We start from the raw sequence: 14,796 nt of genomic DNA, 5'->3' as shown, positions 1-14,796 counted from the left end.
AACATGGATGCCCTGCTGACCGAAGACCAGCGCCTGGTGCGCGACGCGGCCCGAGACTTTGCGCAAGGCGTGTTGGCCCCCCACGCCGCCCAATGGGACCAGGCCGGCCAGCTGCCCGACAACGTGGTCAGGCAGATGGGCGAGTTGGGCCTGCTGGGCATGCTGGTGCCGCCTGAGCTGGGCGGCTCGCGCACCGATGACCTGAGCTACGCCATGGCCATCGAAGAGGTGGCCGCCGGTTGTGCCTCGTGCTCGACGCTGATGAGCGTGCACAACTCGGTGGGCTGCGTGCCCATCCTCAAGTTCGGCACGCCCGCACAGCAAGCGCAGTGGCTGCCCCGGCTGGCCACGGGTGAGGTCATCGGCGCCTTCTGCCTGACCGAGCCACAATCGGGCTCCGAAGCCGACGCCATGAAGACCCGCGCCGTGCTGGATGGGGACACGTGGTTGCTCAGCGGCAGCAAGCAGTTCACCACCAATGGCGAGCGCGCCGGCATGGCCATCGTGTTCGCCGTGACCGACCCCGAGCTGGGCAAGAAGGGCCTGTCGGCCTTCATCGTGGACACGGCCACGCCGGGCTTCACGGTGGCGCGCAAGGAAAGCAAGATGGGCATCCGCGCGTCGGACACCTGTGCCATCACGCTGGAAAACTGCCGCGTGCCCGCCGCCAACCTGCTGGGCCAGCGCGGCGAGGGCCTGAAGATTGCCTTGTCGAACCTGGAGGGCGGGCGCATCGGCATCGCGGCGCAGGCCGTGGGCATCGCGCGGGCCGCGCTGGAGGCCGCCAAGGCCTATGCCGCCGAGCGCGTGCAGTTCGGCAAGCCCATTGACCAGCACCAGGCCATCTCGCATATGCTGGCCGACATGCACACCCGCCTGAACGCAGCGCGCCTGCTGGTGCACCACGCTGCGCGCCTGCGCACGGCGGGTGTGCCCTGCATCTCCGAGGCCTCGCAGGCCAAGCTGTTTGCATCCGAAACCGCCGAGTGGGTGTGCTCCAAAGCCATCCAGATCCACGGGGGCTACGGCTTCCTGGAAGACTACCCCGTGGCCCGCCATTACCGCGACGCCCGCATCACCCAGATCTACGAGGGCACCAGCGAGATCCAGAAGATCGTGATCGCCCGCCATATTTGAAGAAAGCACACCATGAGTCTCACCCCCAGCCTGTACGGCAACACCGATGGCACGCACACCGTGCGCCTCCTGATCAACGGCGAGTTCGTGGACTCCACCTCCGCCGAGCGCCGCCCCATCATCAACCCGGCCACGCAAGAGGTGCTGGCGCAGGTGCCCTTTGCCACACCCGATGAGGTCAACGCCGCCATCGCCTCGGCCAAGGCCGCGTTCAAGACCTGGAAGACCACGCCGCTGGCCGTGCGCATGCGCATCATGCTGCGCTTTCAGGCCCTGCTGCGCGAGCACCTCAGCCGCATCGCTGGCGTGCTGACCAACGAGCAGGGCAAGACCCTGGCCGATGCCGAGGGCGACATCATCCGCGGCCTGGAAGTGGTGGAGCACGCCTGCTCGGTGGGCACGCTGCAACTGGGCGAGCTGGCCGAGAACGTGGCCAATGGCGTGGACACCTACACCCTGCGCCAGCCCATCGGCGTGTGCGCGGGCATCACGCCCTTCAACTTCCCCGCCATGATCCCGCTGTGGATGTTCCCCATGGCCATCGTGTGCGGCAACACCTTCGTGCTCAAGCCCTCCGAGCAGGACCCGATGTCCACCATGGAGCTCGTGGCCCTGGCCCTGCAGGCCGGTGTGCCAGCCGGCGTGCTCAACGTCGTGCACGGCGGCAAGGACGTGGTCGATGCGCTGTGCACGCACCCCGATATCGTGGCCGTGTCCTTCGTGGGCTCGACCGAAGTGGGCACGCACGTCTACAACCTGGCCAGCCAGCACGGCAAGCGCGCGCAGTCCATGATGGGCGCCAAGAACCACGCCGTGATCCTGCCGGACGCCAACAAGGAGCAGTCGCTCAACGCCCTGGTGGGCGCGGCCTTCGGTGCGGCCGGCCAGCGTTGCATGGCCACCTCGGTGGCGGTGTTTGTGGGCGCAGCCAAAGACTGGCTGCCCGATGTGGTGGCCCGCGCCAGGCTGCTCAAGGTCAACGCGGGCGTGCAAGCGGGCACCGACGTGGGCCCCGTGATCTCGCCGCGCGCCAAGGCCCGCATTGAAGCGCTGATCGCCACCGGCGTGGCCGAAGGCGCCGAGCTGCTGCTCGATGGCCGCGGCATCAGCGTGCCGGGTTACGAGCGCGGCAACTTCGTGGGCCCCACCGTGTTCGGTGGCGTCAAGACGAACATGCAGGTCTACACGCAAGAGATCTTCGGCCCCGTGCTGATCACGCTGTGCGTGGACACGCTGGACGAGGCCATTGCCCTGGTCAACGCCAACCCCTTTGGCAACGGCGTGGGCCTGTTCACCCAAAGCGGCGCCGCGGCGCGCAAGTTCCAGAGCGAGATTGATGTGGGCCAGGTCGGCATCAATGTGCCCATCCCCGTGCCTGTGCCTTTCTTCAGCTTCACGGGCTCGCGTGGCTCCAAGCTGGGTGACCTGGGGCCGTATGGCAAGCAGGTCGTCCAGTTCTACACGCAAACCAAGACCGTGACCGCGCGCTGGTTCGACGACAGCAGCGTCAACACGGGCGTGAACACCACCATCAGCCTGCGCTGAACGCGGCAAGGCAAACAAGGAGCTGAGCAGCATGAACATCGCCTTCATCGGCCTGGGCAATATGGGCGGGCCCATGGCCCGCAACCTCGTCAAGGCGGGCCACGTGGTCACCGTGTTCGACCTCAACAAAGAGGCCGTGGCAGGCCTGGTGGCCGAGGGCGCCAAGTCTGCCGCCTCGCCCGCCGAGGCCGCGCGAGAGGCGGCGTTCGTGCTGACGATGCTGCCGGCACCCGCGCATGTCGAGGCCGTGTTGACCGGGCTGCAAGGCGTGTTGTCGGGCGCCACCAAAGGCGTGCCCATCGTGGACTGCAGCACCATCGACCCGGCCACCGCACGCCGCCTGGCCGAGCGCTGCACCGCGCAAGGCAACCCCTTTGCGGATGCGCCGGTATCCGGTGGCACGGGTGGGGCCACGGCGGGCACGCTGACCTTCATGGTGGGCGCCGACGAGGCCCTGTTCGCGCAGGCCCAGCCGGTGCTGCAGGCCATGGGTAAAAACATCGTGCACTGCGGTGGCACTGGCACCGGCCAGGTCGCCAAGATCTGCAACAACCTGCTGCTGGCGATCTCGATGATCGGCGTGTCCGAGGCCATGACGCTGGGCGCGTCCTTGGGCATCGACACCAAGGTGCTGGCCGGCATCATCAACACCTCGTCGGGCCGCTGCTGGAGCGCCGACACCTACAACCCCTTCCCCGGCGTGATGGACGCGGTGCCCGCCTCACGCGGCTACACAGGCGGCTTTGGCGTGGACCTGATGCTCAAGGACCTGGCCCTGGCCACGGATGCGGCCAAGGGTGCCCATCAGCCCTTGATGCTGGGCGCGCTGGCACAGCAGCTCTACCAGGCCTGGAGCCAGCAGGGGCAGGGCAAGCTGGACTTCTCGTCCATCATCCGGATGTACCAGCCGCCGCAGTGAGCGGTGGCCCATCGCGATGAAGCACCGGCTGCAGCGCCTGGCTTGCAGCGCCGCCTGCGATGCCAATCAAGCCGCGTCGTGGCAGACGGCTTCGATGTTGTGCCCGTCCGGGTCCAGCACGAAGGCCCCGTAATAGTTCGGGTGGTAATGCGGCCGCAGACCCGGTGGGCCATTGTCCGCACCACCCGCCGCCATGGCAGCCTGGTAGAAGGCGTCCACCATGGCGCGTGAAGTTGCACGAAACGCGATGTGGATCGGAGGCTTGTTGGGCGCGCCACGGCTGATCCAGAAATCCGGCTTGGGGGCCTCGCCAAAACCGGCCACATCCGTGTGGCCCGTGACGGCGGCGGGCAGCTCCAGAAGCAGGGTGTAGCCGATGGGCGCCAGCGCTTGCAGGTAGAAGGCCTTGCTCTTGGCAAAGTCCGAAACGAGGATGCCGGTGTGGTCGATCATTCAAGACTCCTTGCGTTGGTTCAGATGTTGAACACCACTGTAGTGGAGCGGGATGTCAACCGCAACGGTGCATCACAAACCCCGCGCCTCTTGCCACATGCGTGACAGCCCAACCCGCCCAAGCCAGGCATTGAACTGCGCACGGTCCTGCTGCCATGGTGCCGCCAAGGTGGCACGAGGGTCCTGGCTGAGCGAGTACGCCATGCCCTCAATGAGCCAGGACGGCATCAACATCCGGCGCAACACGCCAAACCGTTGCCCCTGAAGGTGGTGGATGAGTTCGTGTCGCACGTAGTACGGTTTCCACGCCCTGGGCCCGATGACCGTCCCCATGGTGCCGACCGTGACGGCTGCGCGAGCGCCCAGGCCAAACATGTCGGCGCAAGCCTCCGTGGCGCAGAAGACGATCACGGGATGGCCTTCAAGCACGCCAACCTGCCCGTCAACAAAAGCAACGGCATCGCGATAGAGCGCCGTCGCGGCCGCAAGCTGCTCGGGTGATTCGACGCAAACGCCTTGGCTCTGGCACGTCAGGCCGGCCCACCTTGGTGCCACAACACGCACCGGCTTCACCACGAACCAGGCCAGGAGCGGCGCAACCACCAACAGCAGCACGGCAAGACGGATCGCGATCTTCATGGTCTACTTGATCGCGTCCGGCTCCGGCTTGCGCTTCTTGGGCAACCAGGCCATTTCCATGTAACCCGTGATCGGCGTCTGGCCCTGCGCGTCCTCGATGGTGATCGGTACCGTCAGGCTGCCCTTGGGCTCCATGCCCATGAGTTGGGTCTCTGGTGGCGTGAGGCAGGCCGTGGCGCGCACATGCCCGCGGTTGGGCTTGCGCAGCTCGATGTGGATGGTCTTGACAACGACGATGGCGCTGTCAGGCACGTGCTGGCCCACCAACAGGCCACTGGCGTACTCGGCAGCGAGGGTGGCCGCCACGGCGTGGATGCCGCCCACATGGTTGCGCACCCGGCGCGCCAGCTTGATGCCCACCGTGACCCGGTGCGGCTCCAGCTTGAGGATGCGGCAGCGGTTGGTGCGGAAGTAGGGGGTGTATAGGCCAAAGCCGAAACCCACCAGGCGCAAACGCCACGCTGGCGGCAAGGCCTGCAACCTGTTCAGCAGGCGGGCAAACCGATTGGGCGGCGCCGATGAAGCCGGAGCCAACGCAGGCAAGGATTCGTCACGCATCTGTTGTCACACCCTTGTTGTTGCACTGCTTGTTGCACCACTGGGCCCACATCCCTTGCCAGGCCGCTTCCAGATGGCGTGCAAAGCGCGCGCCATCGAAAACCGGTGAGGCCAGCACCTGCTGGCGCAAGCCCGCTCGCAAGGCCGCCAGGGCGGGCACATTGGCGGCATGCGCCACAGCCTTGGCCAAGTAATCATCGGCATCCCGGGCCACCCAGTCCGGCAAGCCCGCGTTCATCATCAGGCCCACACCCTGGCGCGAGACCAGGCGGTCGCCGTCCAGCGTGAGCACAGGCACGCCCATCCACAGGCTCTCGGCGCTGGTGGTGCCGCCGGTGAAGGGGAAGGGGTCCAGGCCGATGTCGACCTCGCCATAAGCGGCCAGGTACTCGGCGCGCGGTGAGCGGCCCGCCAGCGTCAACCGAGATGGGTCGATGCCCTGGGCCTCGAAGCGGCTCAGCAAGCCTTGCTTGACGGAGGCCTCGTCCAGTTGCTTGGCCTTGAGCATGAGGCGGCTGCCGTCCACGGCCTTGAGCACACGGGCCCACAAGGCCACCACCTCGTCATTGAGCTTGGTGATGTTGTTGAAGCAGCCAAAGGTGATGTGGCCTTTGCCCCATGCTGGCAACGCCGCCACCGGCACATCCGCATCGGGCGGCGTGAAGCACATGCGCGTCTCGGGCAGGCGCCAGATCTGCTCGGTGAAATGCGCCTCATGCGCGGGCGGCACCGTCCACGGGTCGGCCAGCAGGTAGTCGATGGCGGCCACACCCGTGGTCGCGAAGTAGCCCAGCCAGCTGAGCTGCACGGGCGCCGGCTTGAGCGCGAACATCGGCAGGCGGTTGTACGCCGTGTGGCCGGAGAGGTCCACCAGGATGTCGATGCCGTCAGCGCGGATGCGCTCGGCCAGCGCGTGGTCAGACAGGCCGGCGGCCACGCACCAGCTGTCGCAACAGGTCTGCAGGCGCTCGGTCAGGGCGTCACGGCGTGCCTGCGTGGCATAGGCGTGCAGGCTCAGGCGGTCAGCCGCCTGGGTTGACAAGGCCTTCAAGACGCCTTCCATGAAGAAGCCCACCGGGTGCTGATTGAGATCGCCCGAGACCAGGCCGATGCGCAGCTTGCGGCCTGCGTCCACGGTGTTGGGCCAGCTGGTGTAGGGCGTGACCCGACCGGCAACACGTTCGCCATAGGCCCTGGCCTCGTTCAACAAAACCTCGGGCTGCTGCCCTGCCACATAGTTGAGGGCGAACAGCAGGTTGCTGGCGGCCTCGTTGTAGTCGGGGTTGAGCTTGAGGGCTTCGCGGCAGTGCGCGGTGGCCTCGTCCAGGCGGCCCAGGTCCTTGAGCAGGTTGCCCAGGTTGTTGTGCGCAGCGGCGTCATCGGGCTTGAGCGCCAGCAGGCGCTGGCAGGCGGCCACGGCCTCGTCATAGCGCCCCATGTCCTTCAGGACGATGCCCAGGTTGCAGTGTGCGCCCAGGAACTTGGGCTGCAAGGTCAAGGCCTGGCGGTAGCTGGCGGCGGCTTCTTCGAAGCGGTCCAGGTCCGTCAGCGCGATGCCGAGGTTGAAATGCGCGTCGGTGAAATCGGGCTTGAGCTTGATCGCTTGGTGAAAGCTCGCCACGGCCTCGGCCGAGCGGCCCAGGTCGCGCAGCACGATGCCCAGGTTGTAATGCGCGAGCGCATGGTCCGGCTTGAGCCTGATGGCCCGTTGGTGGCTGGCAGCAGCCTCTTCATAGCGCCCCAGGGCCTTGTACATATTGCCCAGGTTGCTGTGGGCCTCGGCGTCTGTGGGCAAGAGCTCGACCGTCTTTTGCAAGGCCTGCAGGCCGTCCTTGCCCTGCACCAGCAGCACGGTGCCCAGGATCTTCCAGGCAAAGGGCGTGGCCGGGTACAGGTCCACCAGCAGGCGCGCGCGCAACTCGACATCTGCGTAGCGGCCGGCGTTGAACAGGTTAACCAGTTGCTGCGCTTCTTCGCGCGGCATGCTGGCAGGGACAGAGGGCTTTTGCTTTTTCATGGCGAACCAGGCGGGCAAGGCCTGCGAATGCGCCGGACTCTATCAGAAGGCCTTGCAGCCTCACCCTCTGACATGCCCCTGTGCACGGCTACCAGTGCAACACCCGACACACCAGGTAGTACAAGGATGCGACGATACCCACACCGAACAGCACCATGAGCAGCTGATAGGCGCGTTTGGCCACGTCCAGCCAGAAGTCTCGCTGCACGAACAGCTGGTCGCGCGGGCCGTCCTTCTTGCCCTTCTTGGTCTGGAGCGCGGTGGCCCACAGGTAGTTGCGGCGCCCATCGGCAAACCAGCTCAACATGCCGCACAGCGTGGCCAGCGACATGGCCACCAGGGCCACCAGCACCACCACCTCCTGACGAGGCGTCAACGGCGGGTCGCTCTTGCCCGTCAAGGCAATGAAAAACACACCCACACCGGCGGTGGACAAGGTCAGCAGCAACTTGACCAGTTCTTCGGTGGACACGCGTGCGCGGTCATGGAGGATCTGCGGGAAGCCTTCGCCGCGATGCTCGGTGTCATGGGCTATGTCGCGGGCCTCTGTTGATTCGGTCATGGCGGGTGAATCCGGACGCTGCTCAGGTGTCAAACCGCAGTGAGACACGAACCAGGCTGGCCAGTTGATGCGCCTCGTCTACCGACAGCCTCTCTGCCACATCGTGCTTGCTCTTGTAGGGCTTGCTGCCCTTCAGGTTCAGCAAGCGGTCAGCCAGCGCCGCGGGCACGCCCAAGGCGATCATCTGGCTCCTGCTGGCCTTGTTGACCTGGAGCGCGCGCATGCTGCCCGCCGACAGGAAGTAGTTGGCCGGCGTCTGGTCAATGTAGTTCTCCACCTGCACCACCCCGGTCAGGTTCGATCGGGTGCCGGCCGCATCGAGCTTGTAAGCTTCGCAACGCACGGCGCGCGGCACGGCGGCCTCGGCTTTCATGATGGCTTTCACCGTCGGCAGGTCCTCCTGGACATCGAGCTCCTGCTTCTTGCTGAGCGTGGGTGTCGATCGGCCATACAGCATGCTGACCGTCACGGACACGCGGGTGCCATCGCTCGCGGCCTTGACCACCTGGGATTCGAACTGGCGCAGCATCGAGAAGGGGCTGAGGTTGTTCGTCGGTTGGGTCAAGGGCGCCAGATTGCGCCAGTCGCCCCCCGAGCCCCAGAGCTTGCCGTTGAGCAGATGGCCTTTGACGTAATACGGGTACGCGCCATGCTTGCGTTGCTCCAGCACGGGCCAGACATCCGTGTCGCCCACGCTGGGTGGGTCCTCGCCCCGGGTTTTGGTCAGGCACTCGGCCGTGGCCGACACACCAAAGCCCTTGGCGTTGGCGTAGATCGGCTTGTTGGCCCGTGCGGCCAGTTGCTGGGGTGACATGAACTTGGCCGTCTGCTCGGCCAGCTCACTCATGAGCCCCTCGATGCTGGCCGCTGCCGTCTCGCCCGGTGCACCGGGTTTGCCGGCATCCAGCATGGCCACATCGAGCTTGTCCAGGATGGCCATGGCCTTCGTCTTGGCCTTCTTTTCGTCCTTGTCGGTGACCTCCATCGCCTTGATGGTCTGCTTGTACTGCACCGGCGTCGAGGCCATCATCACGCGGCGTTGTGCGCCCTCGCCCTCGAAGTAGACCGAATGGGATTCGTCACCCACCTTGAAGGGCTTGCGGATGCCCATCCAGTTGAGCACGCGCTGTGCGGCGCCCTTGACGGCCGTCCCCACGCGGCGCGCCATGTTCACGATCCACAACACCACGCGGTCCAGCGCCCGGTTGATGGGCGCGCGGATGCGCTCCACCACATCACGGATGGCATCGCTGATGCGGCCCAGGCCCATGAGGCGCGCCAGGAAGCTGATGGCCAGGGTCAGCAGGCCGGCCAGCGTGCTCTCCACCCTGTTCGCGGCGGCCCCGATATTGCCCACCGCAATCGCCGCAATCGAGTCGATGACGGCCGCGGCCACCTGCGCGATCTGCTTCATGCGCTCGATGAAGAACATGATGGTGTTGTAGATCGCGATGATGGCCTGGATGAAGGCGCCGGCCGGGTTGAGCATGCTCACCAGCTTGACGATGGCCGCCTCCACGATGTTGCGCGACACGAAGCTGATGATCTGCTCCATCACCATCTCGCGCAGGTTGCCCAGGGTCTCCATCAACTGGCCCCAGGCCGCAGCGGGCCCGCCGGTGACCAGGGCCACGACGATGTCCACGCCCATCTCCATGGCGCGCACGGCGGTCTCGCTGGTGGCCTTCACGAGTTTTTCGCGGATGGCTTGCCAGGTCAGGCCCAGCACGCTGGTGACGAACTTGAGGATCTCGACAAAGCTCAAGGCCTGCGGGATGTACACGCCCGCGCCCGACAAGGCCCCCGTCAACCAGCCGATGATGGCCGTGCGCAGGTGGGTCATGAAGCGCGTGGCGAACTGGCGCAGGCCGGTGACGCCTGCACGCACCAGGTTGCCGATGAAGCCGATGGGGTTGTGGAGGATGGCGCGCAAGGCGCCAGCCGCCCGCTTGAGGTAGACCAGCACGCCCGGCGCCACCACCGCGAAGACGATCTCCAGCAGGTTCCACACTGTTTCGCCGGCCCAGCCGATGAACTGGCCGACGAAGCTGCCGAACACGCCGGCAATGCGCATGAAGGCGCTCGGCAGCAGCACGATGTCTGCCAGCTCCAGCGAGGTGAAGGCCTGGATGAACAGCTGGGGGATGCGCTGCACAAAGCCCATGAGGCCGGCCATCGCGCCCTGGAACCAGGACATGGCGCGTGGGACGGCGTTGCCGCGCTGGATGTTCTCCCAGATGTCTTCGCGCCCGATGAGCTTCATGAAGCCGCCGATCAAGGTGGCGGGGGTGCGAGGCACCGCATCGCCCGTGACCGGGTCGAAGCCCAGCACGGCGCACAGCAGGTCATAACCCCGTGTGCCCTGCGCCAGACGCGCGATGGGCCGCAGGATGGCGTCCTTGATCAGCATGATGATGCCGCCCACCAACCCACGCACGAAGGACAGCACCTGGTTGACCGGCTCGGTGACCAGGCGCACGGCGCGGTCCCACAGGCTGCCCAGGCTGAAGATGTCGCGCCAGCTCAGGCCATCGACAAAGTTGCGCACGGCCTGGCGGATGCTTTGGCCGATGCTGGCCAGCGAGGCCAGTTGCTGCTGCGCCCAGTTGGCCACGCGGTCGACGATGCCGTGGTTGTCCAGGGCCTGCGTGATCAGGGCACCGCCGGGCAGCAGTTCGATCACGGCGCGCAGGATGTTGCCGGCGTTGCGGTCCACGCCCTGGCCGGTGATCGGGTTGAAGCCCAGGATCAGGGTCAGCATGCGGAAACCAGGGATGAAGTTGGCCTTGTCCGCGAAGTAGGCGATGGCGTCGCTGATGCCTAGGCGCTGGATGCTCGGGGCCGTGCGCTCGCTCACGCGGGTGTCCAGGCTGCGCTGGATCTGCTGCTGCGGTGCCGCGCCTTGCTGGACCGTGTGCGCCAGTTCATGCGCCAGCAGCTCGCGGCCTTCGCTGGTTTCGGGCTGGTAGGCGCCGCGTGCAAAGAAGATCTGGTTGCCGGTGGTGAAGGCCGCGGCATTGAGTTCGCGGCTCTTGACCGCGGCTGCCTCATCGGTGTGAATCCGCACACCGGAGAAGTCGGCGTTGAAGCGCGGCTCCATGAAGCGGCGCACGGACACGGGCAAGGGCTGGCCACCGCTGGCCGTCATGGCCGCGGGGGCTGGTGACGCCGAACTGGTCGCCTTGGCTGCTTGCGCGCCCGCCGTACCCACTGCACCAGCGCGCGCTGAAGGCACCGCGCCCGCAAAGCGCGACCCGGTGGCCGACTGCGGCGCCGCCGGCATGCTCACCACCTTGCTGGCAACCCGCGCGGCCTCGCGCTCGCTGGCATCGCCCGGCTGCGACACGCTCAAGCCCGATGGCGCCTGGGGCCGCTGCACCTGAGGTGCAGGGGCGGGCACCGGTGTGGGCACCCGCACGGGCGCCGCCGCGCTGCGCACATCGGGTGCGCGCTGGATGAGCGGGCGGGTCAGGGTGCTCATGGCGGTGCCCGGTCAGCTTGACCGGCCCTCCTTGAGCAGCTCACGGCGCAGGCCTTCGTCCACCTCTTGCGCCCTCACCGTCTGGTCACCCCGGGCGAGCGCACGCAGGCAGGCGTAGCGCACCACGTTCATGATGGTGCCGCCCGAGATCTCGTGCTGCTGGGCCAGGCGCGGCAGGTCCAGATCGGGCGCGAGCCTCGCCACAGGCGGGAAGGCCTCTCGCCAAAGGCGCAGGCGCTCGGGTGCGCGCGGCAGCGCAAAGTGCACGACCGACTGGAAGCGCCGCAAGAAGGCATCGTCGATGTTGTGCCGCAGGTTGGAGGCCAGGATCACCACACCCGCGTAGTCCTCGATGCGCTGCAGCAGGTAGCTGATCTCCTGGTTGGCATAACGGTCGTGCGCGTCAGACACGCTGGTGCGCTTGCCGAACAAGGCATCGGCCTCGTCAAAGAACAGGATCCACTGGTGCTGCTCGGCGGCCTCGAACACGCGGCCCAGGTTCTTTTCGGTTTCACCGATGTACTTGGACACCACCTGCGACAAGTCCACCCGCCAGACCTCACGCCCGCAGCGCTGACCCAGCAGGCCTGCCGACAAGGTCTTGCCGGTGCCGGGTGGCCCGTGGAACAGGCAGACATAACCGGGCGCGATGCGACGGGCCATGCCCCATTCGTGCAGCAGGGTCTGGCCATGGTTGAGCCACAGGCCGATGTCTTCGAGCTGCTCGATGGTGGGCGCGGGCAAGACGAGATCGGACCAGGCCAGGGTCGTGTCCACGCGCTGGGCGGGCAGGTCCTGGTCCGGCCGGGTCAACAGGCTCAAGCCCGGCAGGGCCTGGGCCAGGAAGCCGGGCGAGAGGGTCAAGGCGCCCGACAAGGGGCGCTCACCGGGCAGGGGTGCCGCCACGCGCAGCACACCCAGCCGGGCCAGGCGGCCCTCGGGTGCGAGGCGGCTGATGGCTTGCAGGCGCGCGGCCATGTCGTCACCGGCCAGCAGGAAGCAGGCGGTTTCGCCCGTGGGGGCGTTGAGGTTGGCGGCGCTGTTGCCCACGCCAAACTCGGTATAGGGGCGCTGGGTGACCTCGTTGCGGCTGCTCAACACGTCCAGCAACTGCGGGCGCAGGTGGTGGGCCAGGGCCAGCGCCAGCAAGAGGCGCTCGGTCTCGTCCAGCTCCAGGTGGCGCAGGGCGGCGCTGTAAGGGCAATCGGGGTTGGCCAAGACAGGGGCCGATCCGGCTTGCGGCAACACGGGCGAGGCCGGGGGCTGCCCGAAATAGCTGCTCAGGCGCGCCTGCAGGCAGGTGGCCAGCCATTCCAGTTCGGCCTCGATGGTGCGCGCGGCGGCGCCCGCCAGGGTTCGGGACAGGTCACGCTTCATGGGGCGCTCCATTCCACATGCAGGGGCTGGGCCATCCAGGGCAGGCGCACCAGGCTCATGCCCCAGGGCAGGCTGCCCAGCAAGACATCATAGGGCGCAGGTTCGACACGCAGCAAGCTGGCACCGCCCCTGGTTTCGAGCCAGCCGCGGCGTTGCAGAAAGCTCTCGCGCAGGCCGGCCACGCTGGTGCCTTTGAGTGCCCGCCAGTGGCCCAGCACGGCGCGCAGCAGGGCATCGGCCTCTTCGCGTTCATGGGGGAGCAAGGTGGGCAGGCCATGGCTCAGTGCGTCGTGCTCGTCATGCTGATCACGGCGGCCCAGCAAAGGCTTGATCAGACCGAGCTCGCATTCGAGCGCGCCGTCCTGACCTGTGGCCAGCCAGTGCAACACGGCCGCGGCCCGTGGCCAGAGGTGATCGGCCAGGGGGCCCCGCTGGCCGCTGGGGTAGAGGCCCAGTACGTCCAGGCAACGGGGCAGGTAGGCATGCAGCAGCACCAGGCCGGCCTGGGACACGATCAGGCCGTTGCTGGTGGAGGGCTCGCGGGCGGGCAGCATGGGCGCGGGGATGGCCGCGGGAAGGGGCCTCACCGGGCCCTCGCTGGGCGACGCTTCTTGGGCAGAGGCCAGGCCACGGCGCTGCGCATCGGTGTGGATGACAAGGCTCACATGGGCCGCGTCGTCCTGCCCAGGTGCGTGGGCCGTGTGCAGGGGCGCAGGCGTTGCGGCACCCAAGGCCAGCAGGGCATGCCAGACATCGCTGGACGGGCCTTGCTGACGCAGGGCCTCTACCCAGGGCAAGGCCTCGTTCAGCCAGTGCTGGAGGGGCAAGGCCCCCATGGCAACGCCGCCTGCGGCCAACCAGTCCAGCCAGAGGGCCTGGGCGTGCAGGCTGTCGGCGCGCACAACAGGGCCGCCATCGGCCAGCACCTGCAGCAGGTCCGGCCACAGCTTGGCCAGGGCATGCTCGGGTGCCGCGTGCTCAACGCCGGGGCGCGTTGTGGTGTGTGTCTGAATGTGGTGACGGTGCACAGCTCGCCGCTGCCCGTCGGTCAACAAGGCCAGCCAGCGGCTCAAGGCGCCCAGGCGCTGGGCCAGTGCGCTGGTGGCCGGCAGCGCACCAGGGACCAGGCCCCAGCTGACCCACAGGCTCGCAGCCTCACGCAGGGCGGCCTTGGCCTCAGAGGCAGGCAGGCCGGCCAGCACCCAATCGAGCTGGCCCGTGCGCAGGTAGTGCAGCAACTGGGCTTGCAGCTGCTGGCTACCCGATGGCGAGCGCAGTGAAAGCGCATCAGCAGCCCGGCGGCTGGCCTCGGCTTTGGATGAATCGGTTGGTGGCGTACCAGGCCCTGTCTGCGCCAAGGCCTGGCCGGCATCGCCTGGCCCTGCTTTGCGCGAACCGATGGCACGCTCGCCAGCCCCCGGGCGCAACGATGCGTTGGCAGCAGCCTTGACCGATGTATTGGATGCTGGCCCGCGGCCATGGCGTTCTGCGCCCTGGGCCCCACCGTCATGCAGGGCCTGCGCAGCGCGGGCATCTGCCAGGCAGGCCAGCCAATGCGCCACATCGCCCCCCCGCACGGCCCAACGCTGGCCCAGCCAGTTCAGCTCACACAGGCCATCGTTGCGCCGCTGCTCGCCTGCGGCCGTCAAGGCCGCATGCAGGGCCTCGCGCAAGGCATCCGGTGCTTGCACACGCGCGGCCTGCAAGGCACACAGCAGGGGCGCCATGTGGCCCGTGCCGGTCGTCGCGGCAGGCCCCTGCCCTGCCTGGGCAGGCGTGACGGGAGGCAGATCAGGCGGCGCCATCTCGCTGGCCGCGTCGTGCAAGGCCTGGCCCAGGGCCGTGCCCAGCTCGCGCATCAGGTCTTGCTGAGAAAAGGCTTCGGGCAGTTTCAGGTTCAAGCTCAGGCTGGCCAGGTGGCGCACGTCATCGCCCCCACCTTGCTGGTTGAAAGCCGCTTCCAGCGCCGCTTCGACATCGGGCAGCCAGTCGCGCAAGCTCACCCGCACGGCCAGGGCCGCGTCCGCACGCGGGGTGCGGACCTGCCAGCGCAGGCGGCGGATGCGGTGAGGGGTGCCAGGAGGGGTGGTGTGCATGGCTCAGTGCAC

11 protein-coding genes are annotated in these 14,796 nt (G+C 67.4%); 3 read left to right on the top strand and 8 right to left on the bottom strand.

Features of this window, described 5'->3' with window-relative positions:
- Positions 1 to 3 precede the first annotated feature (3 nt).
- Genes HY019_RS01500 through mmsB form a run of 3 tightly spaced genes read left to right on the top strand, consistent with a single transcriptional unit; the run spans position 4 to position 3,601 of the window.
- Complete coding sequence (locus tag HY019_RS01500) at positions 4 to 1,137, top strand: acyl-CoA dehydrogenase family protein (protein WP_290687839.1); 1,134 nt, start codon at positions 4 to 6, stop codon at positions 1,135 to 1,137.
- 12 nt (positions 1,138 to 1,149) lie between these two features.
- Complete coding sequence (locus HY019_RS01495) at positions 1,150 to 2,682, top strand: CoA-acylating methylmalonate-semialdehyde dehydrogenase (RefSeq protein WP_290687791.1); 1,533 nt, start codon at positions 1,150 to 1,152, stop codon at positions 2,680 to 2,682.
- Between the two features lie 31 nt (positions 2,683 to 2,713).
- Positions 2,714 to 3,601: a 3-hydroxyisobutyrate dehydrogenase gene (gene mmsB / locus HY019_RS01490; protein WP_290687789.1), complete on the top strand. Its 888-nt coding sequence runs from the start codon at positions 2,714 to 2,716 to the stop codon at positions 3,599 to 3,601.
- Positions 3,602 to 3,667: 66 nt separating this feature from the next.
- On the opposite strand, the gene HY019_RS01485 is transcribed toward mmsB, so the two are convergent.
- The 8 genes from HY019_RS01485 to HY019_RS01450 all read right to left on the bottom strand — a co-directional run bounded on the left by HY019_RS01485 (position 3,668) and on the right by HY019_RS01450 (position 14,784).
- Complete coding sequence (locus tag HY019_RS01485; RefSeq protein WP_290687788.1) at positions 3,668 to 4,054, bottom strand: VOC family protein; 387 nt, start codon at positions 4,052 to 4,054, stop codon at positions 3,668 to 3,670.
- Between the two features lie 72 nt (positions 4,055 to 4,126).
- The gene (locus tag HY019_RS01480; protein ID WP_290687786.1) at positions 4,127 to 4,693 is read right to left on the bottom strand and encodes a hypothetical protein; all 567 of its coding nucleotides are present in this window, start codon (positions 4,691 to 4,693) and stop codon (positions 4,127 to 4,129) included.
- A 3-nt stretch (positions 4,694 to 4,696) separates the two neighbouring features.
- Positions 4,697 to 5,251: a DUF4442 domain-containing protein gene (locus tag HY019_RS01475; RefSeq protein WP_290687785.1), complete on the bottom strand. Its 555-nt coding sequence runs from the start codon at positions 5,249 to 5,251 to the stop codon at positions 4,697 to 4,699.
- Positions 5,244 to 7,268, bottom strand: coding sequence for a tetratricopeptide repeat protein (locus HY019_RS01470; RefSeq protein ID WP_290687784.1), 2,025 nt, complete (start codon positions 7,266 to 7,268; stop codon positions 5,244 to 5,246). The genes HY019_RS01475 and HY019_RS01470 overlap by 8 nt, the downstream gene beginning before the upstream one ends.
- Before the next feature lie 88 nt (positions 7,269 to 7,356).
- On the bottom strand, positions 7,357 to 7,830 hold the full coding sequence (locus tag HY019_RS01465; protein ID WP_290687783.1) for a hypothetical protein: 474 nt from the start codon (positions 7,828 to 7,830) through the stop codon (positions 7,357 to 7,359).
- A gap of 22 nt (positions 7,831 to 7,852) precedes the next feature.
- Complete coding sequence (locus HY019_RS01460) at positions 7,853 to 11,311, bottom strand: DUF4157 domain-containing protein (protein ID WP_290687781.1); 3,459 nt, start codon at positions 11,309 to 11,311, stop codon at positions 7,853 to 7,855.
- A gap of 12 nt (positions 11,312 to 11,323) precedes the next feature.
- Positions 11,324 to 12,688 carry an ATP-binding protein gene (locus tag HY019_RS01455; RefSeq protein WP_290687779.1) on the bottom strand — a complete coding sequence of 455 codons (1,365 nt, stop codon included), beginning with the start codon at positions 12,686 to 12,688 and terminating at the stop codon, positions 11,324 to 11,326.
- On the bottom strand, positions 12,685 to 14,784 hold the full coding sequence (locus tag HY019_RS01450) for a contractile injection system tape measure protein (protein WP_290687778.1): 2,100 nt from the start codon (positions 14,782 to 14,784) through the stop codon (positions 12,685 to 12,687). The genes HY019_RS01455 and HY019_RS01450 overlap by 4 nt, the downstream gene beginning before the upstream one ends.
- Positions 14,785 to 14,796 lie beyond the last annotated feature (12 nt).

This window comes from Aquabacterium sp. (assembly GCF_016195855.1).
Lineage (GTDB): Bacteria > Pseudomonadota > Gammaproteobacteria > Burkholderiales > Burkholderiaceae_C > Aquabacterium.
Note: the sequence above shows the minus strand (reverse complement) of the source record. Positions and strands in the feature narration are given on the sequence as shown.